3 protein-coding genes and 1 pseudogene are annotated in these 23,686 nt (G+C 76.2%); all 4 read left to right on the forward strand.

Features of this window, described 5'->3' with window-relative positions:
* On the forward strand, window positions 1-5,605 hold a 5,605-nt coding region (locus IE317_RS41595; protein ID WP_191316858.1), incomplete at its 5' end, for an SDR family NAD(P)-dependent oxidoreductase.
* A 9-nt stretch (window positions 5,606-5,614) separates the two neighbouring features.
* Window positions 5,615-15,469: a type I polyketide synthase gene (locus tag IE317_RS41600; RefSeq protein ID WP_191316859.1), complete on the forward strand. Its 9,855-nt coding sequence runs from the start codon at window positions 5,615-5,617 to the stop codon at window positions 15,467-15,469.
* 22 nt (window positions 15,470-15,491) lie between these two features.
* Window positions 15,492-22,883, forward strand: a pseudogene (locus IE317_RS44945) (SDR family NAD(P)-dependent oxidoreductase); the annotation flags it as partial.
* A complete protein-coding gene (locus tag IE317_RS41620; protein ID WP_191316860.1) occupies window positions 22,873-23,643 on the forward strand; it encodes a thioesterase II family protein in 771 nt (256 codons plus the stop codon). The pseudogene IE317_RS44945 and the gene IE317_RS41620, both read left to right, overlap by 11 nt.
* The last annotated feature ends 43 nt before the right edge of the window (window positions 23,644-23,686 follow it).

Here is a 23,686-nt window from a genome sequence, read left to right on the forward strand (position 1 = left end):
AGGTGATCGAGCACGAGCGCCATCATCCCGCGCCGACGGCACGGCCGCCGCCGTCCCGCTCGTCGAGCGCCTGGCCGGGCGGCCCGCCGCCGACCAGCTCGCCGTCGTGACGGAGCTGGTCCGGGCGGAAGTGGCCACGGTGCTCGGGCACGCCGGCCCGGCTGCGGTCGAGGAGACCGCCGTCTTCAGCGGGCTCGGCTTCGACTCGCTGACCGCCGTCGACCTGCGCAACCGCCTGGCCGCGGTCACCGGCCTGCGGCTGCCGGCCACCCTGGTCTTCGACCACCCGACGCCCCTGGCGGTCGCCCGGCACCTGCGGGCCGAGCTCGTCGGCGACCGCACCGGCGGGGCCGTGGTCCGGGCCGGCACCCCGGTCGACGACGACCCGATCGTCGTCGTGGGCATGGCCTGCCGCTATCCCGGCGGCGTGCGCACCCCGGACGACCTGTGGGACCTGGTGGCGACCGGAACCGATGCGATCAGCGGGTTCCCCACCGACCGCGGCTGGCGGCTCGCCGAGCTCTACGACCCCGACCCGGGCCGGGCCGGCACTTGCTACGTGCGGGAAGGCGGTTTCCTCCACGACGCGGCGGAGTTCGACGCGGAGTTCTTCGGCATGAGCCCGCGGGAGGCGCTCACCACCGATCCGCAGCAGCGGTTGCTGCTGGAACTGGCCTGGGAGACGTTCGAGCAGGCCGGCATCGACCCGGCGGGACTGCGCGGCAGCGACACCGGCGTGTTCGCCGGGATCATGTACCAGGATTACGGGGCCCGGCTGCAGCAGGCGGCGCGGGTGCCGGCCGGGTATGAGGGCTACCTGGTCAACGGCAGCGCGGGCAGCATCGCGTCCGGCCGGGTCGCCTACACCTTCGGGTTCGAGGGGCCGGCGGTCACGATCGACACGGCCTGCTCGTCGTCGCTGGTCGCCCTGCACCTCGCGGCCCGGTCGCTGCGGGCGGGCGAGTGCGGGATGGCCCTGGTGGGCGGGGCGACCGTGCTGGCCAGCCCGGCGGTGTTCGTCGAGTTTTCCCGGCAGCGCGGCCTCGCCGCGGACGGCCGGTGCAAGGCGTTCGCCGCGTCGGCGGACGGCACGGGCTGGGCCGAAGGCGCCGGCCTGCTCCTGCTGGAGCGGCTGTCGGACGCGGAGCGGCACGGGCACCGGGTGCTGGCGATCGTCCGGGGGTCCGCGGTGAACCAGGACGGCGCGTCGAACGGGTTGACCGCGCCGAACGGTCCTTCGCAGCAGCGGGTGATCCGGGCGGCGCTGGCCGATGCCGGGCTGGCACCGTCCGATGTGGACGTCGTCGAGGCGCACGGGACGGGGACCACGCTGGGCGATCCGATCGAGGCGCAGGCCGTGCTGGCGACGTACGGGCAGAACCGGGAAACGCCGCTGTGGCTCGGGTCGCTGAAGTCCAACATCGGGCACACGCAGGCGGCCGCGGGCGTCGGCGGCGTGCTCAAGATGATCATGGCCATGCGGCACGGACGGCTGCCCGAAACGTTGCACGTCGACACGCCCACCCCGCACGTCGACTGGTCCGCGGGCGCGGTCTCGCTGCTGACCGGGCCGGTCGAGTGGCCGGAGCCGGGCCGCCCGCGCCGGGCCGGCGTCTCGTCGTTCGGCGTCAGCGGAACCAACGCCCACGTCATCCTCGAACAACCGCCGGTGCCCGCCGAGCCCGCGGTGCCCGCCCCGGCCGGTCCGCTGCCGCTCGTCCTCTCGGCGAAGAGCGAGGCCGCGCTGCGGGCCCAGGCGATCCGGCTGCGCGACCGGCTGGCCGAACGGCCCGGGCCGACGCCGGCCGAACTGGCCCGGTCACTGGCGACGACCCGCGCCCACCTGGCGAAGCGCGCGGTGGTGATCGCCGCGGACGGGGCCGAGGTCCTCGCGGGCCTCGACGCCCTCGTCGGTGACCGCGCCGCCGCGAACGTCCGGCGCGGTGCCATGAGCCCGGGCCGCACCGCGTTCCTCTTCACCGGCCAGGGCGCCCAGCGGCTCGGGATGGGCCGCCGGCTCCACGAGGTCCTTCCCGGCTTCGCCGCGGCGTTCGACGAGGTGTGCGCGCACCTCGACGGGCCGCTCGGCCGGTCGCTGGCCGAAGTGGTCTTCACCGATCCCGAGTCGCCGCTGGATCGCACGATGTTCACGCAGGCCGGCCTGTTCGCGCTCGAGGTCGCGCTCTTCCGGGTGCTGGACGGCGCCGGTGTCCGGCCCGGCCTGCTGCTCGGCCACTCGATCGGCGAGGTCGCGGCCGCGCACGTGGCCGGGGTGCTTTCGCTGCCGGACGCCTGCACGCTGGTCGCCGCCCGCGGACGGCTGATGCAGGCGCTCCCGGCGGGCGGCGCGATGATCGCCGTGCGGGCCGAGCCGGCGGAGCTCGACGCCGACCTGGACGAGCGGGTGTCGATCGCGGCGGTCAACGGCCCCGGCTCGGTCGTGCTCTCCGGGGAAACGGCCGCGGTGGAGGATGTCGCGGCCCGCTGGCTGGCCCGCGGTCACCAGGTGAAGCGGCTCAACACGTCGCACGCCTTCCACTCGTCCTTGATGGAGCCCATGCTCGCCGAATTCGGCGAGGTCCTCGCCGGCCTGACCTACCACGAACCGCGGATCCCGGTCGTGTCGAACCTGACCGGAACCGTCGCGGAGCCCGGCCTGCTGACCGACCCCGGTTACTGGATCCGGCAGGTCCGCGGCACGGTGCGGTTCGCCGACGGCGTCGCCGAGCTCGCCGCGTCCGGTGTCGAGCGGTACCTGGAGCTGGGACCCGACGGCGTGCTGACCGCGATGGTGCGGGACTGCCTCGGCGACGCGCGACCCGCGGTCGCCGTTCCGGTCCTGCGCCGCGGCCGGTCCGACGACGAAGCGTTCTTCACCGCGCTCGGCGAACTGTTCGTCGCGGGCACCGAGCCCGGCTGGGCCGGACTGCTGCCTGCCGCCCGGCGGGTCGACCTGCCCACCTACGCCTTCCAGCGGTCGCGGTTCTGGCTCGACCCACCCCCGGCGCCCGCCGACGTGACGGACGCGGGGCTGCGGTCGCCCGGCCACCCGCTGCTCGGAGCGGTCCTCGAAGTCGGGGAAGCGGGTTCGGTCGTGCTGACCGGCCGGCTTTCGCCGGAGGCGGCGCCCTGGCTCGCCGACCACGCCGTGGGCGACGTCGTGGTCGTGCCCGGGGCGGTGGTCCTCGAACTGGCCCTGCGCGCGGCCGAGGAGACCGGGTGCGAGCTGGTCGAGGAACTGACCATGGAGAAGCCCCTGGCGTTGCCCGAGGCCGGGGTATCCGTCCAGGTGTTCGTCGCGGGCGCGGAGGAAACCGGCCGGCGCGAGCTGGTCGTGTACGCGCGCGCCGGTGACGACCCGTGGCGCCGGCACGCCGCCGGCGTGCTGGCGCCGGTGGCGGACCGGCCGGTGGATCCGGGGGAGTGGCCGCCGGCGGACGCGGAAGAACTGCCGCTGGACGGCCTCTACGAGCGGCTCGCGGCGAGCGGGGTCCGTTACGGGCCCGCGTTCCGGGGGCTGACCCGGGCCTGGCGGCGGGACGGCGAAATCCTGGCCGAAGCCGCGCTGCCCGCCGGGGTGGACACCGGCGGCTACGCGGTGCACCCGGCCTTGCTGGACGCGGCGCTGCACACCGTGGCGCTCACCGGGCGCCCGGAGCCGGTCCTGCCGTTCTCCTGGACGCGGGTGTCCCGGCACGCCGGGGCGGCCGCGCTGCGCGTGCGGCTGGTTCCCGAGGGCGCGGACGGGGTTTCCCTGACCCTCGCCGACGACGCCGGGCGGCCGGTCGCGTCGGTCGGTGCGCTGGCACTGCGGCCGGTGGCCGCCGACCGGCTGCGCACCGTCCGCGGCGCCGCACTGTACACAGTGGACTGGACGGACGGCGCCGCGGCGCCCGGCCTGCCCGCCGGCACACCCGAGGTTCCCTCGGCGGCCGGGCTCGCGGCCCTCGCCGAGGTGCCGGACGTGGTCGTCCACCGGTGCCGCACCGGAGCCGGCGACGTCCCGGCCGAAGCACGGGCCGCGGTCCACACCGCGCTCGGGCTGGCGCAGGCCTGGCTCGCCGACGAGCGGTGTGCGGCGGCGAAACTCGTCGTCGTGACGGAAGGCGCCGTCGCGGCCCGGGACGGCGAGCCGGTGTGGAACCCGGCCGCCGCGGCGGTCTGGGGACTGATCCGGACCGCGCAGACGGAGAACCCCGGCCGCTTCCACCTCGTCGACACCGAACCCGGGACCGGTGCCGTGCCGTTCGCGGCGGACGAGCCCCAGCTCGCTGTCCGGTCGGGGACCGTGCGGGTGCCGCGGCTGGCGCGGGCTGAGGTGCCGGCGGACGCCGCCGTGCAGCCCGCCGACCCGGCGGGCACGGTCGTCGTCAGCGGCGCCGGTGGCGGACTGGGCACCCTCGTCACGCGGAACCTCGCGACCGTCCGGGGCGCCCGGCACCTCCTGCTGATCAGCCGGCGGGGCGCCGTCGACCCGGGGCTGCTGGCCGACCTGGCGGAACGGGGCGTCTCGGTGCGGGTCGCGGCGTGCGACGTCGCCGACCGCGCGGCCCTCGCCGCGGTATTGGCCACCGTCCCGGCGGCCCACCCGGTGCGCGAAGTCGTGCACCTGGCGGGGGTGCTCGACGACGGCGTGCTGCCGGCGCTGACCGCCGAGCGGGTGGACCGCGTGCTCGCCCCGAAGGTCGACGGCGCGTGGAACCTGCACGAGCTGACGTCGGACCTGTCGGCGTTCGTCCTCTTCTCCTCGGCCTCCGGCGTCCTCGGCACGGCCGGGCAGGCGAACTACGCGGCCGCCAACGCCTTCCTGGACGCGCTCGCCGCACACCGGCGTGGCCTTGGCCTGCCCGCGACATCCCTGGCGTGGGGCCGCTGGCACGACGGCATGGGTGCCCGGCCGGGCGCGGCGCGCTCCGCCGCGGACGCGCTGTCGGCGGAGGAAGGGCTCGACCTCTTCGACGCGGCCGTGGTGCTGGACCGGTCCCTGGTCGTGGCCGCCCGGCTCGACGTCCCCGCCGACCGGTACGCGGCGCATCCGCTGTGGCGCGGCCGGACCCCGGCGCGGCCCCGGTCCGCCGACGGCCCGGCGACGGCCGCCACGGCGGCGCGGCGGCTGGCCGAGGCGCCGCCGGGCGAGCGGATCGAGCTGCTGGCCGAGCTGGTCCGGGCGGAAGCGGCCGCCGTGCTCGGGCACGTCCGGGCGGACGCGGTCGAGATGGGCCGCGCGTTCACCGACCTGGGCTTCGACTCGCTGACCGCGCTGGAGTTCCGGAACCGGCTCGGCGAGGTGACGGGGCTGCGGCTGCCCGCCGCGCTGATCTTCGACCACCCGACACCGGACGACGTCGTGGCCTTCCTGGCGGCCGGCCTGGCCCCGGCCGGACCCGGCCCCGCGCCGGACCTGGTCGGCGAACTCGACCGGCTGGGTGCGGCGCTGGACGGGGAGGAACTGGACGAGCTGACCCGCGAGGTGCTCGCCGACCGGCTCGGTGGCCTGCTCGCCCGGCTCACCCCGGCGGGCGGGCCGGCGCGGGCGTCGGTGGCGGAGCAGCTGGGCGCGGCCACCGACGACGAAATCTTCAGCTTCATCGACAACGAGCTGTAGGAGACGCCTGTGTCGAACGAGGACAAGCTTCGCGACTACCTCAAGCGGGTCACCGCGGACCTGCACGAGGCTCGTGAACGCTTGCGCGAGCACGAGGCCGGTACCGCGGACCCGATCGCGATCGTGGGCATGGCCTGCCGGTTCCCCGGCGGTGTCTCGTCGCCGGATGAGCTCTGGGAGCTGGTGGCCGACGGCCGGGACGCGATCACGGCGTTCCCGGCCGACCGCGGCTGGGACCTGGCCGCGCTGTACGACCCCGACCCCGACCACGTCGGCACCAGTACCACGCGCGAGGGCGGGTTCCTGCACGACGCGGCGGAGTTCGACGCGGGGTTCTTCGGGGTGTCACCGCGGGAGGCGCTGGCGATGGATCCGCAGCAGCGGTTGCTGCTGGAGACCTCGTGGGAGGCGTTCGAGGACGCGGGCATCGATCCGGGGACCGTCCGGGGCGGCCGGGTCGGCGTGTTCACCGGAATCATGTACCACGACTACGGTTCGCGGCTGCAGCACCGGCCGAACCCGGAGTTCGAGGGCTACCTCGGCGAGGGGAGCGCGGGCAGCATCGCCTCCGGCCGGGTGGCCTACGTACTGGGGCTCGAAGGCCCCGCGGTCACCGTCGACACGGCGTGCTCGTCGTCGCTGGTCTCGTTGCACCTGGCCGTCCAGTCGCTGCGGCGGGGCGAGTGCGAGCTCGCGCTGGCGGCCGGCGCCACGGTGATGGCCACCCCGGCGACGTTCGTGGAGTTCTCCCGGCAGCGCGGGCTTTCGCCGGACGGCCGGTGCAAATCCTTCGGGGACGCCGCCGACGGGACCGGCTGGGGCGAGGGCGCCGGGGTGGTGCTGGTCGAGCGGCTGTCGGACGCAGTGCGGAAGGGGCACCGCGTGCTGGCGGTGGTGCGGGGTTCGGCGATCAACTCCGACGGCGCGTCGAATGGCCTGACCGCGCCGAACGGGCCTTCGCAGCAGCGGGTGATCCGCGCAGCGCTGGCCGACGCCCGCCTCGCTCCGTCCGATGTGGACGTCGTCGAGGCCCACGGGACCGGCACCGTGCTCGGCGACCCGATCGAGGCCGACGCGCTGCTGGCGGTGTACGGCGCGGGCCGCGCGGCCGACCGTCCCCTGTGGCTCGGCTCGGTGAAGTCGAACATCGGGCACACCCAGGCCGCCGCCGGGGTCGCCGGCGTGATCAAGGCCGTCCAGGCGATGCGGCACGGCGTGGTGCCGAAGACACTGCACGCGGACCCCCTCTCGTCCCACGTGGACTGGTCGTCCGGGCGGGTGCGCCCGGCGCTCGAAGCCGTGGCGTGGGCCGATCCCGGGCGCCCGCGCCGCGCCGGTGTCTCCTCGTTCGGGATCAGCGGGACCAACGCGCACGTCATTCTCGAGCAGGCACCGGAAGCCGGCCCCGAGCCGGCGCCGGCGCCGGTGCCCGTCGTGCCCTGGGTGCTTTCGGCCGCATCGGAACCCGCCCTGCGCGCGCAGGCGGCCAGGCTGGCCGCGGTGGACGCGGACCCGGTCGACATCGGCTGGTCCCTGCTGACCACGCGCGCGCTGCTGCCGCACCGGGCCGTCGTGCTGGCCACCGACCGCGCGAGCGCCGAGGCCGGGCTCGCGGCGCTGGCCGGCGGGGAGCCCGCGCCGAACGTGGTGACCGGCCGGGCCACGGGACCGCGGAAGCCGGCGTTCGTCTTCTCGGGCCAGGGCAGCCAGCGACCGGGCATGGGACGCGAACTGCACGAGTCGTACCCGGTGTTCGCGGCGGCGCTCGACGAGGTGTGCGCGGCCTTCGCCCCCCACCTCCCGCGCCCGCTGCGCGAGGTGATGTTCGCCGACACCGGGCAGCCCGAGGCGGCATTGCTCGACGAAACCCGCTACACCCAGCCGGCCTTGTTCGCTTTCGAGGTCGCGTTGTACCGCCTCGCGGTCTCGTTCGGCCTCGGCCCCCACGCGCTCACCGGGCATTCGGTCGGCGAGATCGCCGCCGCGCACGTGGCCGGGGTGCTGTCGCTGGCCGACGCCTGCGCGCTGGTCGCCGCCCGCGGTGCGTTGATGCAGGAACTGCCCGCGGGAGGCGCGATGCTCGCCGTCGCGGCGGCGGAGGGCGACGTCGCCGGGCTCCTCGGCGACCGAGCCGGGCTCGCCGCGGTGAACGGCCCGGACGCCGTGGTGATCTCCGGTGACGAGTCCGCTGTGGACGATCTGGCCACGGCCTTCGCCGCGCGCGGGGTGCGGGTCCGGCGGCTGCGGGTGAGCCACGCCTTCCACTCACCGCGGATGGAGCCGATGCTCGACGCGTTCCGCGCCGTGGTGCGCGGACTCGAATTCCGGGAGCCCGCGCTGCCGATCGTGTCGACGGTGACCGGCGCTGTCGCCGGGCCGGGGGAGCTCACCGATCCGGAGTACTGGGTGCGGCACGCGCGCGAAACCGTGCGCTTCGCCGACGCCGTCGACGCGCTGCGGGACGCGGGCGCGACCGCGTACGTCGAACTCGGACCGGACGCGGTGCTCGCCGCGATGGTGCGCGGCTGCCTGGGTGACGGCGCCACCGAGCCGGTGGTGCCGATGCTCCGCCGGGGACGGCCGGAAGCCGAAGCCGTGCTCGCCGCCATCGGGACGGCGTTCGTGAGCGGGACGGGGGTGGACTGGCTCTCGGTGCTGCCCACCGGCCGCCGGGTGGCCTTGCCCACCTACGCGTTCCAGCGCGAGCGGTACTGGCTCGACCCGCCCGCCGACGCCGGCGACCTCACCGCCGCCGGGCTCGGGGCGGCCGGGCACCCGCTGCTCAGCACTGTGGTCGGCGTCGCCGGGTCCGACCGGCTGGTGCTGACCGGCCGGCTGTCCGGCCGGACCCGGCCGTGGCTGACCGAGCACGCCGTGGCGGGCACCGTGCTCCTGCCCGGCACGGCGTTCGTCGAGCTCGCCCTGCGTGCCGGGGCGGAGGTCGGCTGCCCGCTCGTGGCCGAGCTCACCCTGCAGGCGCCGCTGGTCCTGCCCGGCGACGACGGCGTGGACGTCCAGCTCGTGCTCGACCCGCCGGACGAGACGGGCCGGCGCCCGCTGGCCGTCTACTCCCGGGCAGGCGAGGCCTGGCTGCCCCACGCCACCGGCCTGCTCGCCCCCGGCGTCCCGGCCGCCGCGGACGAGGAGCCCTGGCCGCCGGCCGGCGCACGGGCCGAGGACGTCGCCGGCCTGTACGACCGGCTGGCCGGCCTCGGGTTCGGGTACGGGCCGGTGTTCCAGGGCCTGCGCGCGCTCTGGCGCCGCGGGCCGGACCTCTTCGCCGAGCTGGCTCTGCCCGCGGAGGCGCACCGGGACGCGGGGGGCTACGCACTCCACCCGGCGCTGTTGGACGCCGCCCTCCACGCATTGGCCGGCGACGACGCAGCGAGTCCGCTGCTGCCCTTCGCCTGGCACGACGTCGTGGTGCACACCCCGGGTGCCGCGGTGGCCCGGGCTCGGCTCACCCGCCGGGGCGAGACGCTTTCCCTGGCCCTCAGCGACCAGGAGGGCCGTCCGGTCGCGTCGGTCCGGTCTCTGGTCCTCCGGCCGCTGGACCCGGCGCTGCTGCGCGCGTCCGGAATCGCCGACGCGCTCTTCACGCTCGGCTGGGTGCCGGCCTCGCCGTCGCGGACCCGGCCCGGCCGGTGCGTCGTGATCGGCCCGGGGCTGGCGGGGTCCGCGGCGCCGCTGCCGGAGTTCGCCGATCTGCCCGCGCTGCTCCTCGACACCGGGCCCGAGCCGGAATTCGTCCTGGCCCCGGTGCCGAGCGGCAACACCGGCCCGGTCGCCGCCGCCCACCGGATGACGGCCGATGTGCTGCGGCTGCTGCGGTCCTGGCTCTCGCTCGACCGGTTCGCCGGCACGCGGCTGGTGATCGTGACCGCCGGCGCGGCCGGCGATCCGGCCGCGGCCGCGGTGCACGGCCTCGTCCGGTCCGCGCAGGCGGAACACCCGGGCCGGTTCGTGCTGGCCGACATCGAGGACGCCGCCGACCTGCCCGCCCTCACCGCCGCGCTCGGCACGGACGAACCGCAGCTCGCCGTCCGCTCGGGCGTGGTGACGGTGCCGCGCCTGGCCCGCGCCGAACCCGCCGCCGCGCCCGCGTGGGACCCGGACGGGACGGTGCTGATCACCGGCGGCACCGGTGGGCTGGGCGCGCTGGTCGCCCGGCACCTGGTGCGGCGCCACGGCGTCCGGCACCTGGTCCTGCTCGGCCGCCGGGGTGCGGCGGCGCCGGGCGCGGACGCGCTGGTGCGCGAGCTGACCGAGCTGGGCGCCCGGGTCGCGGTGCACGCCTGCGACGTCGCCGACCGCGCCGCAGTGGCCGGGGTGCTCGCCGGGATTCCGGCCGGGCACCCGCTGCGCGCGGTCGTGCACGCGGCGGGTGTGGTCGCCGACGCCACCGTGGGCGCGCTCACCGGGGAGCGGGTGGACCAGGTCCTCGCGCCCAAGGCCGACGCGGCGTGGCACCTGCACGAGCTGACCCGCGGGGCCGATCTGATCGCGTTCGTCCTGTTCTCCTCGGTCGCCGGGGTACTGGGCAGCGGCGGGCAGTCGAACTACGCCGCGGCCAACGCCTTCCTGGACGGGCTGGCCCGCCACCGCCGGGCGATCGGCCTGCCCGCGGTCTCGATCGCCTGGGGGCCGTGGGAGACCGGGATGGCGGGCCGCCTCGACGAGCGGCGGGCGACCCGGGTCGCGGGTGCGGCCACGCCGCTGACCGACGAGGACGGGCTGGCGCTGCTCGACGCCGTCCTCGAGGGCTCCGGCGCGGTCCCGGTTGCGGTCCGGCTGAACACCGCGGCGGTCGGCGACGAGGTCCCGGCCGTGCTCCGCGACCTGGTGCGGACCCGGCCGCGCAAGCCGGCCGGCCGGACACCGGCGCTCGCCGCCCGCCTCGCCGGCGCCGACGGGCCGGAACGCGAGCGGCTGCTCCTCGACCTCGTGCGGACCGAGACCGCGGCCGTGCTCGGCCACCGCGATCCGGCCGCGGTCGACCTCGAGCTCTCGTTCGGCGACCAAGGGCTCGACTCCCTGACCGCCTTGGAGCTGCGGAACCGGCTGAGCACGGCGACCGGGCGCACGCTGCCCGCCGCCGTCGTCTTCGACCACCCGGAACCGCTGCGCCTGGCCCGTTTCCTCGGAGCCGAACTCGCCGGCGCCGATCCGGGGCCGGTGGCCCCGCGCCCGCGCGGCGCCACCGAGGAACCGGTCGCGATCGTCGGGATGGCGTGCCGCTACCCCGGCGGCGTGTCGTCGCCGGAGGAGCTGTGGGAGCTGGTCGCGCAGGGGCGGGACGCGGTGGGGAGTTTCCCCGCGGACCGCGGCTGGGACCTGGCCGCGCTCTACGACCCCGACCCCGGGCACGCCGGGACGAGTTACGTGCGCGAGGGCGGCTTCCTCTACGACGCGGCCGACTTCGACGCCGGCTTCTTCGGCATCTCGCCGCGGGAAGCCCTCGCGATGGATCCCCAGCAGCGGCTTCTGCTGGAGACGTCGTGGACCGCACTGGAGCACGCCGGGATCGACCCGGCGTCCCTCCGGGGCAGCTCGGCGGGCGTGTTCACCGGCCTGATGTACCACGACTACGCCACCGGCCTGACCAGCGTCCCGGACGAGGTCCGCGGGCTGCTCGCCACCGGCAACTCCGGCAGCGCGGCGTCGGGACGGCTCTCCTACACCTTCGGCCTCGAAGGGCCCGCGGTGACGGTCGACACCGCGTGCTCGTCGTCGCTCGTCGCGCTGCACCTGGCGGCGCAGTCCCTGCGCCGCGGCGAGTGCGACCTGGCGATCGCGGGCGGCGTGACGGTCATGGCCACGCCGGCGACCTTCCTGGAGTTCTCCCGGCAGGGTGGCCTTTCGCCGGACGGCCGGTGCAAGGCGTTCGCCGCGGCGGCGGACGGCACCGGCTGGGGCGAGGGGGTCGGGGTGCTGGTCGTCGAGCGGCTTTCGGACGCCCGGCGCCACGGTCACCGGGTGCTCGCGGTCGTCCGTGGCAGCGCGGTGAACCAAGACGGTGCGTCGAACGGGCTGACCGCGCCGAACGGTCCCGCCCAGCAGCGGGTGATCCTGGCCGCGCTCGCCGACGCCGGGCTTCGTCCGTCCGATGTGGACGCGGTGGAGGCGCACGGCACCGGCACGAAACTGGGCGATCCGATCGAGGCCGAAGCGGTGCTGGCGACCTACGGCCGGGATCGCGAGCGCCCGTTGTGGCTCGGCTCGGTGAAGTCGAACATCGGGCACACGCAGGCCGCGGCCGGGGTGGCCGGGGTGATCAAGATGATCATGGCGATGCGGCACGGAGCCCTGCCCGGGACGTTGCACGTGGACGAGCCGACGCCGCACGTCGACTGGTCGTCGGGCTCGGTCGCGCTGCTGACCGAGCCGGTGGCGTGGCCGGCGCCCGGCCGGCCGCGCCGGGCCGGGATCTCGTCCTTCGGCGTGAGCGGGACCAACGCCCACATCGTGCTCGAGGAAGGCATCGAGACACCGGGCGAGCCGCGCCCGGCCGAACCCGCCGGGCCCGTGCCGTGGGTGATCTCCGCCCACGATCCCGACGCCCTGCGCGCACAGGCGGAGCGGCTGCACCGGCACCTGACCCGGGCCGGTGCGGACACCACTCCCGCCGACATCGGGCTTTCGCTGGCGACCACCCGCGCCGCGCTGCCGCACCGCGCGGTGGTCCTCGGCCGGGACCGCGGGGAACTGCTGGCCGGTCTGGCCGAGCTGGCCGGTGGCGGCCAGGTGGCCGCGCGCGGGGAGGCGCCGCGGACCCCGCCGAAGACCGTTTTCGTCTTCCCCGGACAGGGTTCGCAGTGGCCCGCGATGGCCCGCGAGCTCCTGGCCGCCGAACCGGTGTTCCGCGAGCGCTTGCTGGCCTGCGCCCAAGCCCTCGGCCCCCACGTCGGCTGGTCTCTGCTGGAAGTGCTGGAAAGCGCCGACGAGGCGGCGCTGGAGCGGGTGGACGTCGTGCAGCCGGCGTTGTTCGCGGTGATGGTGTCGCTGGCGGAGTTGTGGCGGTCCCACGGTGTGGTGCCGGATGCGGTGGTGGGGCATTCGCAGGGGGAGATCGCGGCGGCGGTCGTGTCGGGGGCGTTGTCGCTCGAGGACGGGGCCAAGGTCGTCGCCCTGCGCAGCCAGGCGATCAGCCGGATCGCCGGGAGCGGCGCGATGGCCTCGATCCCGCTGCCCGCCGGCGAGGTGCGCGCGCTGCTCGGCGGCTCGGTGGAACTGGCGGTCCACAACGGACCCTCGGCGACCGTCGTGGCCGGACCGGCCGGCGAGGTGGCCGAGCTGGTCGAGCGCTGCCGGGAAGCCGGGATCCGGGCGAAGCGCGTCCCGGTCGACTACGCCTCCCATTCCGGTGCGGTCGAGGAGATCCGGGACACGATCACGACGACCCTCGACGGGATCACCCCGCGAGCCGCCGGAATCGCCTTCCACTCCACGGTGACCGGCGGTGTCCTCGACACCACCACGCTCGACGCGGGCTACTGGTACGCGAACCTGCGGCGCCCGGTGCTCTTCGAAGACGCGGTCCGCGGCCTCGTGGCCGGCGGCCACCGCGCGTTCATCGAGGTCAGCCCGCACCCGGTGCTGACCGCGGCGGTCCAGGACACCCTGGCCGCCACCGGAACCGAGGCCGTGGTCACCGGCACGCTGCGCCGCGACGACGGGGGCCGGGACCGGCTGCTCGCGTCGCTCGCGACCGCGTACACCGGTGGCGTCCGTGTCGACTGGACGCCGTGGTGGCCCGGCGCCCGGCGCGTCGAACTGCCCGGCTACGCCTTCCAGCGCCGGCCCTACTGGCTCGAGGCCGCGCACGCCGGCGAGGCCGCCGATCCGGTGCAGGCCGCGTTCTGGGCGGCCGTCGAGGCGGAGGACGCCGCCGGGCTGGCCGCGACCCTCGGGGTGGGCGGCGAGCGGCAGGACGAGCTGCGCGCGGTGCTGCCCGCGCTCGCCGGCTGGCGGCGGGGGCACCGGGCCGCGGCGGAGACCGGTTCCTGGCGCTACCGGGTGGTCTGGCGGCGCGTTCCGCCGACCGGTGCCAGGGTGGCGGGGCGGTGGCTGGTCCTGGTGCCCCGGGGTGGCGGCCCGCTGCCCGCCGAGGTGGCGGACCTGGATCCGGTCACCGTCGACGTGGCGCCGGACGCGGACCGGGCGGAGCTCGCCGGCCTGCTGGCGGCCTCGCAGTCCGCCGGCCCGGTGGCCGGTGTGCTGTGCTTTCCCGACGGCCCGGCCGAGCGTGCGGTGGCGAGCGCCGTCACGGCGGTGCAGGCCCTCGCCGACGCCGGCGGCGCGGCCCGGCTCTGGTGCGTCACCCGCGGTGCGGTGACCACCGGCCCCGGTGACGCGGTGCCGGAGCCGGCGCAGGCCGCGGTGTGGGGTGCGGGCCGGATCGCCGCCCTGGAGCACCCCGGCCACTGGGGCGGGCTGGTCGACCTGCCCGCCGGGGGCGGCCGGGGTGCGGCCGACGGCCTCGCCGCCGCGCTCGCCGCGGCCCCGGAGGACCAGCTGGCGGTCCGCGCGACCGGTCTGCACGTCCGGCGCCTCGTGCGGTCCACCCCCGGGGGAGGCACCTGGCAGCCCGCGGGCACGGCGCTCGTCACCGGCGGCTCCGGCTCCCTCGGGTTGGAGACGGCACGCTGGCTGGCCCGGCGGGGCTGTGACCACGTCGTGGTGACGGCGACCGGGCCCGCGTTCGAACGGGCCGCCGAGCTCGACGCCGAACTGGTCGCCCTCGGGGCGAAAACCACGTTCCTGCAGTGGGATCCGGCCATGCCGGACGCGGCGGCCGCCTTGGCCGCGGCACTCCCCGGCGTCCGGCTCTCGGTGGTGGTGCACGCCGACGCCGGTCACGGGACCACGCCGATCGCCGAGCTCGATCCCGAGCGGATCGCGCAGCTGCTGCGGCGGGTGGTGGCCGCCACCGGCACGCTCGCCGAGCTGGCGCGGGCGCACGACGCCTCGGCGCTGGTGCTCTACCGCGGTGTCCCGGGGGTCTGGGGCAGCGCGGGCGGCGGTGTCCACGCCGCGGCCGACGCCTTCCTGGAGGCGTTCGCCGAACAGGGCCGCGCCGCCGGGCTGCCGGTGACCTCGGTCGCCTGGGGTCCGTGGGCGACAGCCGATCCGGATGACCTGGCCAAGACCACCCGGCGGCACGGCCTGCCCGGGATGGACCCGGCGAAGGCGCTTTCCGCGCTGCGGCCGCCCGGCGGCGAGCCGGAAATCGTCGCCGACGTCGACTGGACGCGGCTGTCCGCCGCGCTCACGGCGTTCCGGCAGGCCCCCCTGCTCGCCGAGCTGGCCGACGTGCGGTCCGAACCGGCGGAGGAAAGCCCCGGCGGCGGGTTCGCCGCGCTGCCGCCGCCGGAACGCCGCGCCGCCGTCCTCCGGCTGGTCGTGACGGCCGCCGCCGCGGTACTGGGACACGGCCCGGCGGGGACGGTCGGGGGACGGCGCGCGTTCAAGGAACTCGGGTTCGATTCGGTGACCGCGGTCGAGCTGCGCAACCGGCTCACCGCGGCCACGGGGCTGGCGTTGCCCCCGACGCTGGTCTTCGACCACCCGACGCCGGAAGCGCTCGCCGAGCACATCTCCGCGGAACTCACGCCGGATCCGGGCCCGGAGTCGGTGCCCGACCTCATCGCCCGGCTGGAATCGGCGCTGCCCCACGCTTCGCTCGACGAAGGGAGCCGGACGGCCGTCGCCGCCCGGCTGGGCGCGGTGCTGGCCTCCCTTGCCGGCGGCCCCGGCAGCTCGGCCGGTGCCGGTGGCGGACCCGTCCCCGTGAACGGCTTGGCGACCGCGTCGGCCGAAGAGCTACTCGCGTTCATCGACAGGGAGTTCGGTAACGATGGCTGATGAGCAGAAGCTGGTCGAGTACCTCAAGCGGGTGACCGCGGATCTGCACGCCACGCGGGCCCGGCTGCGCGACGCCGAGCAGCGGGCGGTCGAGCCGATCGCCGTCGTCGGGATGGGGTGCCGGTTCCCCGGTGGGGTTTCGTCCCCGGAGGAGCTCTGGGACCTCGTGGCCGCCGGCGGCGACGCGATCTCGGCCTTCCCGGCGGGCCGCGGCTGGGAAGGTGCTTACCGCTACGACGAAAACGCCGACCGGCCGGGCACGATATCCACGCGCGAAGGCGGCTTCCTGCACGACGCGCCGGAATTCGACGCGGCGTTCTTCGGGATCTCCCCGCGGGAAGCGCTGGCCATGGACCCGCAGCAACGGCTGCTGCTGGAGACGTCGTGGGAGGCGTTCGAAAGCGCGGGGATCGATCCGGCGTCCGCGCGGGGCGAGGCGACCGGCGTGTTCGTGGGTACCAACGCGCAGGACTACGTGTTCGGGCTCGCCGGCGACGGCGACGAGGAACTCGAAGGGCATCTGCTCACCGGGAACGCGGCGAGCGTGCTGTCCGGCCGGATCGCCTACGTGCTCGGGCTGGAGGGTCCCGCCGCGACGGTGGACACGGCGTGCTCGTCATCGCTGGTGGCGATGCACCTCGCCGCGCAGGCCCTGCGCGCCGGGGAATGCCGCCTCGCGCTCGCCGGCGGTGCGACGGTGATGGCGTCCCTGCTGCAGCTGCAGGGGTTCAGCCGGCAGCGCGCCCTCGCCGCCGACGGCCGGTGCAAGGCGTTTTCGGCCGCCGCCGACGGCATGGGCATGGCCGAAGGCGCCGGGGTGCTGCTCCTGGAACGGCTTTCCGACGCCCGCGCCCACGGCCGCCGGGTGCTCGCCGTGCTCCGCAGCTCCGCGGTGAACTCCGACGGCGCGTCCAACGGTCTGACCGCCCCCAACGGGCCGTCGCAGCAGCGGGTGATCCGCGCGGCACTGGCGAAGGCCCGGCTCGAACCGTCCGATGTGGACGCCGTCGAGGCGCACGGCACCGGCACCGGGCTCGGTGACCCGATCGAGGCGCAGGCCCTGCTGGCCACCTACGGCAAGCACCGCGACCGCCCGTTGTGGCTGGGCTCGGTGAAGTCCAACATCGGGCACACCCAGGCCGCGGCGGGGGTGGCCGGCGTGATCAAGATGATCATGGCGCTGCGGCACGAGGAACTGCCGCGGACCCTGCACGTCGCCGAGCCCACCCGGCAGGTCGACTGGTCGGCGGGCGCGGTGTCGCTGCTGGCCGAGCCGGTGCCGTGGCCCGCCGGCGAGCGGACGCGGCGCGCCGGGGTCTCGTCGTTCGGGATGAGCGGCACGAACGCGCACGTCATCCTGGAAGAGGCGCCGGCCGAAGCCGGGCCCGGCGCCCGCACCACCCCGGAATCGATGCCCTGGCCGCTCTCCGCGCGCAGCGCGCGGGCACTCGCCGGGCAGGCGGACCGGCTCCGGAAGCACCTGATCGAGCGGCCCGAGCTCGACGTCGCCGACGTCGGGTTCTCCTTGGCTGCCACGAGAACGGCGTTCGAGCACCGCGCGGTGCTGACCGGGACCCGCGAGGACCTGCTGTCCGGTCTCGAGCTGCTGGCTCGCGGTGCGGAGGCCGGGGTGGGCGGGGTCGCCGGCGAGGAAGCGCGTCCGCTCGTGTTCGTCTTCCCCGGCCAGGGCACCCAGTGGGACGGCATGGCCCGGGAGCTGTACGTCCGGTCGGACGTCTTCCGGGCCCGGCTCACCGAATGCGCCGGCGCGCTCGAACCCCACGTCGGCTGGTCGCTGCCGGACGTCGTGCTGGGCGTGGCCGGCGCGCCCGGGCTGGACCGGGTGGACGTCGTGCAGCCCGTGTCGTTCGCGGTGATGGTGTCGCTGGCGGAGTTGTGGCGGTCCCACGGTGTCGTGCCCGACGCCGTGGTGGGCCATTCCCAGGGAGAGATCGCGGCGGCAGTGGTCTCGGGGGCCCTGTCGCTGGAGGACGGGGCCAAGGTCGTCGCCCTGCGCAGCCGGGCCCTGCGGGCGATCGCGGGCCGCGGGGGCATGCTCGCGGTGGGCCTGCCCGAGGACCGGGTCCGGGACTCGCTCGGCGCCGGCCTCGTCGTGGCGGCCGTCAACGGCCCGTCGGCCACGGTGGTCTCCGGTGACCTCGCCGCGGTCCGGGCGCTGGCGGACCGGCTGGCCGCGGCCGGAGCCAGGGCCAAGCTCGTGCCGGTCGACTACGCGTCGCATTCCCCACACGTGGAGCAGCTGCGCGCGGAGCTGGCGACCGCGCTCGCCAGGATCACCCCGCGCCGGTCGGCGGTGCCGTTCTACTCGACGGTCACCGGCACGGTGCACGACACGACCGGGCTGGACGGGGCCTACTGGTTCGAGAACCTGCGCCGCCCGGTGCGGTTCGCCGACGCGGTCGTGGCCCTGGGCGAGGCGGGGCACACCGCCTTCGTCGAAGTCAGCTCCCACCCCGTGCTGACGCCGGGCATCCAGGACCTCGCCGGCGACGCCGTGGTCACCGGCACCCTCCGCCGCGACGAGGGTGGCCTGGAGCGGTTCTGGGCGGCCGTGGCGGAGCTGCACGTGGCCGGCGTGCCCGTGGACTTCACCCCGGCGTACCCCGGCGCTCGGGCCGTCCCGCTGCCCACCTACGCGTTCGACCGGACGCGCTACTGGCGCGGCGGCGTTCCGGGCCGGGCGAAGCCGGTGGCCGACGGGTGGCGGTACCGGGTCGGCTGGCAGCGGCTGCCGGACGCGGCCGGGGAGCTCTCCGGCCGGTGGTGGGTCGTCGGCACCGGGCCGGATCTGCCGGACTCCGCGCTCGGCGCGGCCGGGGTGCGGCGGATCGCCCCGTCCGCGGATCACGCCGAACTCGCCGGCCGGCTCCGGGCCGCCGCGGCGGACGGCGCACCGGCCGGCGTGCTCGCGCTCCCGCCTGCCGGCGCTCCGGCGGTCACAACGGCGGTCCTGGTGCGGGCACTCGGCGACGCCGGCATCGAGGCCCCGCTGTGGTGCCTGACCCGCGGCGCCGTGGCGGCGGTGCCCGGGGAACCCGTGCTCCCGGCCCAGGCCGAGGTCTGGGGCTTCGGCCGCAGCATCGCCTTGGAGCACCCGGAACGGTGGGGCGGACTGGTGGACCTCCCGGCCGACGCGGACGAAGCGGCGTGGGCGCGGCTGCGCGCGGTGCTCGCCGACGGTCCGGCGGAGGACCAGGTGGCGATCCGCGCGAACGGCCGGTACGCGCGCCGGCTCGTCCGCGCTCCGCTCGCCCGGGCCGGACGGCCCTGGCGGCCGGAGGGCACGGTGCTGGTCACCGGGGGAACGGGCGCCGTCGGCGCCCAGGTCGCCCGGTGGCTCGCCCGCGGTGGCGCCGAGCACCTCGTGCTGGCCGGACGCCGGGGCGGGGACGCCCCCGGGGTGGCCGAACTGACCCGTGAGCTCGTCGCCCTGGGGGCCCGGGTCACCGTCGCGGGGTGCGACGTGGGGGACCGCGACGAGGTCGCGGCCCTGCTCGCCGGGCTGCCCGGCCCACCGCTGCGCGCGGTCTTCCACGCCGCCGGCGTGCTCGACGACGGTGTCGCGGAATCGCTCACCGCGGACCGGATCGAGGCGGTGGCCCGCCCGAAGTCCGTGGCCGCCGGGCACCTGCACGAGCTCACCCGCGGCCACGACCTCACCGCGTTCGTCCTGTTCTCCTCCTTCGCCGGCACCTTCGGCGCGGCGGGGCAGAGCGCGTACGCGGCTGCGAACGCGCACCTCGACGCGCTCGCCGAACTCCGGCACGCCCAGGGGCTGCCCGCCACGTCCGTCGCCTGGGGTTTCTGGGGCGGAGCCGGGCTGGCCGCCGGCAACGCGCTCGCCGACGAACGGCTGCGGCGCGGCGGTGTCCTCCCGATGGCGCCGGAGCAGGCGATCCTCGCGCTCGAGCTGGAGCTCGGCGCGGGCGATCCGACGGTCGTGCTCGCCGACGTCGACTGGACGCTGTTCGCCCCCGCGTTCACGGCGGCCCGGCCCAGCCCGCTGCTCGCCGAACTGCCGGAAGCCGGTAGCGGCGAGGCGCCCGCGGACGGCGGCGGGGCCGAGGATCTGGTGGGGCTGCCGGAAGCCGAGCGGCGGGACCGGCTGGCCCGGATCGTCCGCGCCGGCGTCTCCCGGGTGCTGGGCCACGACGGGGCGGACGCCGTGGACGTGTCCCGGCCGTTCAAGGACCTCGGCTTCGACTCGCTGACCGCACTCGAGCTGCGGAACCGGCTCGGTACCGCGACCGGGCTGCGGCTGCCGGCCACGCTGGTCTTCGACCACCCCACCCCGGCGGCGCTCACGGCGTTCCTGGCGGCGGAACTCGGCGGTGGCGCCGCGCCGGCGCCGGCGCCGGTCGTCACCCGGCCCGTCGACGAACCGATCGCGATCGTGGGGACCGCCTGCCGCCTGCCCGGTGGTGTCCGCTCGGCGGCCGGGCTGTGGCGGCTCGTCGCCGACGGCGTCGACGCGATCGGGCCGTTCCCGGACGACCGCGGCTGGGATCTCGAACGGCTCTACGACCCCGAAGGCGCCGCGCCGGGAACGGTCTACGTCCGTGAAGGCGGCTTCCTCACCGACGCGACCGACTTCGACGCCGGCTTCTTCGGGATCTCCCCGCGGGAAGCGCTGGCGATGGACCCCCAGCAACGGATCCTGCTGGAGACGGCGTGGGAGTCCTTCGAGGACGGCGGGATCGACCCGACGTCCTTGCGCGGCAGCCGGACCGGGGTGTTCGTCGGCTCGAACATGCAGGACTACGGCGTCAGCCTGGCCGGCTCGGCGGACGAGCTGGCGGGCTACCTGCTGACCGGCAACGCGTCGAGCGTGCTGTCCGGCCGGGTGGCTTACACGTTCGGGTTCGAGGGACCGGCGGTGACGGTGGACACGGCGTGTTCTTCGTCGTTGGTGGCGTTGCACCTGGGGGTGCAGTCGCTGCGCCGCGGCGAGTCGGACCTGGTGCTGGCCGGCGGCGTCACGGTGCTGTCGTCCCCGGTGGCGTTCGTGGAGTTCGCGCGGCAGGGCGGGCTTTCCCGGGACGGCCGGAGCCGGGCGTTCGGTGCGGGGGCGGACGGGACGGGCTGGGGCGAAGGAGTGGGGCTCGTTCTCCTGGAGCGCTTGTCGGATGCGCGGCGGGCCGGGCGCCGGGTGCTGGCGGTGGTGCGGGGTTCGGCGGTGAACTCGGATGGTGCGTCGAACGGGTTGACGGCGCCGAACGGCCCTTCGCAGGTCCGGGTGATCCGGGCGGCGCTGGCCGATGCCGGGCTGGAACCGTCCGATGTGGACGTCGTGGAGGCGCACGGGACGGGGACCGCGCTGGGGGATCCGATCGAGGCCCAAGCGGTGCTGGCGGCGTACGGCGTGGGGCGTGGGGTGCCGTTGCTGCTGGGTTCGGTCAAGTCGAACATCGGGCACACGCAGGCCGCGGCCGGGGTGGCCGGGGTGCTCAAGATGGTCGAGGCGATGCGCCGCGGGGTGGTGCCGAAGACGTTGCACGCCGAGGTCGTTTCGCCGCACGTCGACTGGGGTTCCGGAGCGGTGCGGGTGGTGAACGAGGCCATGCCGTGGCCGGATCCGGGGCGTCCGCGCCGGGCGGCGGTGTCCTCCTTCGGGATCAGCGGCACCAACGCCCACGTCGTGCTGGAAGCACCCGACGAGGCCGGGACGGCGCCCGAACCGCCGGTCCGGGCGATGCCGGTGGTGCCGTGGGTGGTGTCGGCGGCGAGCGAATCCGCGCTGCGCGCCCAGGCGATCCGGCTGGCCGGGTTCGCCGCGGGCGCCGACGCGCCTTCGGTGGCGGACATCGGGCTCTCCCTGGCCACGACCCGGGCGGCGCTGCCGCACCGGGCCACGGTGCTGGGGGAGACCCGCGAAGACCTGCTGGCCGGCCTGCGGGCGCTGGCCGGCGGCGCCACGCCGGGAAGCGTCCTGACCGGCAAGGCCCGCCCGGACCGCCGGGTCGCCTTCCTCTACACCGGCCAGGGGAGCCAGCGCGCGCGGATGGGCGGTGAACTGGCCGCGGGCCACCCCGTGTTCGCCGAGGCGCTGGACGAGGTGCTCGCCGAGTTCGAAACCCGGTTGGCGCGTTCGCTGCGGGAGATCCTCTTCGCACCCCCGGACGACCCCGACGCCGTGCTGCTCGACGAAACCGAATACACCCAGCCGGCGCTGTTCGCGTTCGAAGTCGCGCTGACCCGGCTGCTGGCGTCGCTCGGGGTGGTGCCCGGGTACGTGGCGGGCCACTCGGTGGGGGAGATCGTCGCGGCGCACGTCGCCGGGGTGCTCGACCTGCCGGACGCCTGTGCGCTGGTGGCCGCGCGGGCCCGGCTCATGCAGGCGCTGCCGCCCGGCGGGACGATGGCGGCGATCGGCGCCACCGAGGACGAGGTTCGCGCCGAACTGCCGCCGCAGACCGGCATCGCCGCGGTGAACGGTCCCGAGGCCGTGGTGGTCTCCGGGCCGGAGTCCGCCGTCGACGACCTCGTCGCCTCGTTCCGGGCCCGCGGTTCTCGCGCTCGCCGGCTGCGCGTGAGCCACGCGTTCCACTCGCCGCTGGTGGAACCGGTGCTCGAGGACTTCCGCGCGGTGGTCTCGCGGCTCGCCTTCGCGGACCCGCGGCTGCCGATCGTGTCGAACGTGACCGGCGCGCTCGCCCGCCCGGGCGAACTCACCGACGCGGAGTACTGGGTGCGCCACGTGCGCGAGCCGGTGCTGTTCGCCGCGGGCCTGCGGGCGCTGGAGGCCGCCGGCGCGGACGTGTACCTGGAGGTCGGCCCGGACGCCACGTTGACCACGATGGCCCGGGACTGCCTGACGGGGCCCGCCGTGCTGGTCGCGGCGACGCGGAAGTCGTGGCCCGAGCCGGTGGCGCTGCTCTCGGCGCTCGGGCCGGTGTACGCGGCGGGTGTCGACGTCGCCTGGGGCGAGCTGTTCGCCGGCTCCGGGGCGCGGACCGTCCGGCTGCCCGGGTACGCCTTCCAGCGCAGGCGTTTCTGGCCGGCCGCGACCGAGCGGCCGGACGACGTGGTCCCGCCGGCTCCGGAGGCGGCCGGGCCCGGCTTCCCCTTGCTCGAGGAGCTGGCGGCCGCCGCACCGGAGGACCACGACGAGGTCGTCGCGCGGTTCGTGCGGGCCCAGGTGACCGAGGTGCTGCGGCTCCCGGACACCGAGCCCGTCGACGACACGGCCGAGTTCCTCCAGCTGGGCTTCGATTCGATGACGGCGGTCGAGCTGCGCGACCGGCTGACCGCCGTCGTCGGCCTCGACCTGCCCGCGACCCTGGTGTTCGACCACCCGACGCTCGAGCTCCTCGCCGCTCACCTGAGCGCGGAGCTGAAGTCCGTCCAGCCGGCCCCCGGGGCCGGAGAAGGCAAGGTGTCCCATGACCGGTGACCGCGGACGCTGGCTCCGCCGGTTCCACCCGCGCGACGACGCGGCGGCCGTGCTGCTCTGCTTCCCGCACGCGGGTGGTGCGGCGAGCGGCTACTTCGGGTTGTCGGCGCAAGCGCCTCCCGGTGTCGAGGTGCGCGTCGTCCAGTACCCGGGGCGGCAGGAACGCCGGGCCGAGCCCTGCGTGGAGAGCATCACGGGTCTCGCGGCCGGCGCGGCCGCGGCACTGGAACCGGACGGGCGCCCGGTCGCCGTGTTCGGTCACAGCATGGGCGCGCTCGTCGCGTTCGAAGCCGCCCGCGCGCTCGAAGCGACCGGCGCGGACGTCCGGGGCGCGTTCCTCTCCGCCCGCAGCGCACCTCGGCTGCGACGGCGGGACAAGGCACTTGACGAGTGGCCCGAAGAAGCCGTGCTCGCCGAACTGGCCGAGCTGGGTGGGTCGAAGGGGGCGCGGCTGGCGAACCCGGAGATCACCCGGATGATGCTCCCCGCCCTGCGCGGGGACTACCGGGCCCTCCGCGGCTACCGTCCCGCCGAAGACGTCACCGCGGCGTGCCCGATCACCGCGTTCGTCGGTGACGCCGACCCGACGACGCCCGTCGGCGACGCCGAAGCCTGGCGGTACCACACGGAGTCGACGTTCGCGCTGCACGTGTTGGAGGGCGGGCACTTCTACCTCGACGAGCGGCTCCCGTCGGTGCTCGCGCACATCGGCGCGGCGCTCGCGAGGCCGCCGTTGACCGGGTTGGGACGCTCGGTCTAAACTTCAGGACACGTGACCTGAAACGCGCGGAGCGGCGCCGGGT

Source organism: Amycolatopsis bullii, assembly GCF_014654205.1.
Lineage (GTDB): Bacteria > Actinomycetota > Actinomycetes > Mycobacteriales > Pseudonocardiaceae > Amycolatopsis > Amycolatopsis plumensis.

Coding starts and splice junctions, on each gene's coding strand:
- IE317_RS41620 (WP_191316860.1), top strand. CDS start 22,873: ATGACCGGTGACCGCGGACGCTGGCTCCGCCGGTTCCACCCGCGCGAC.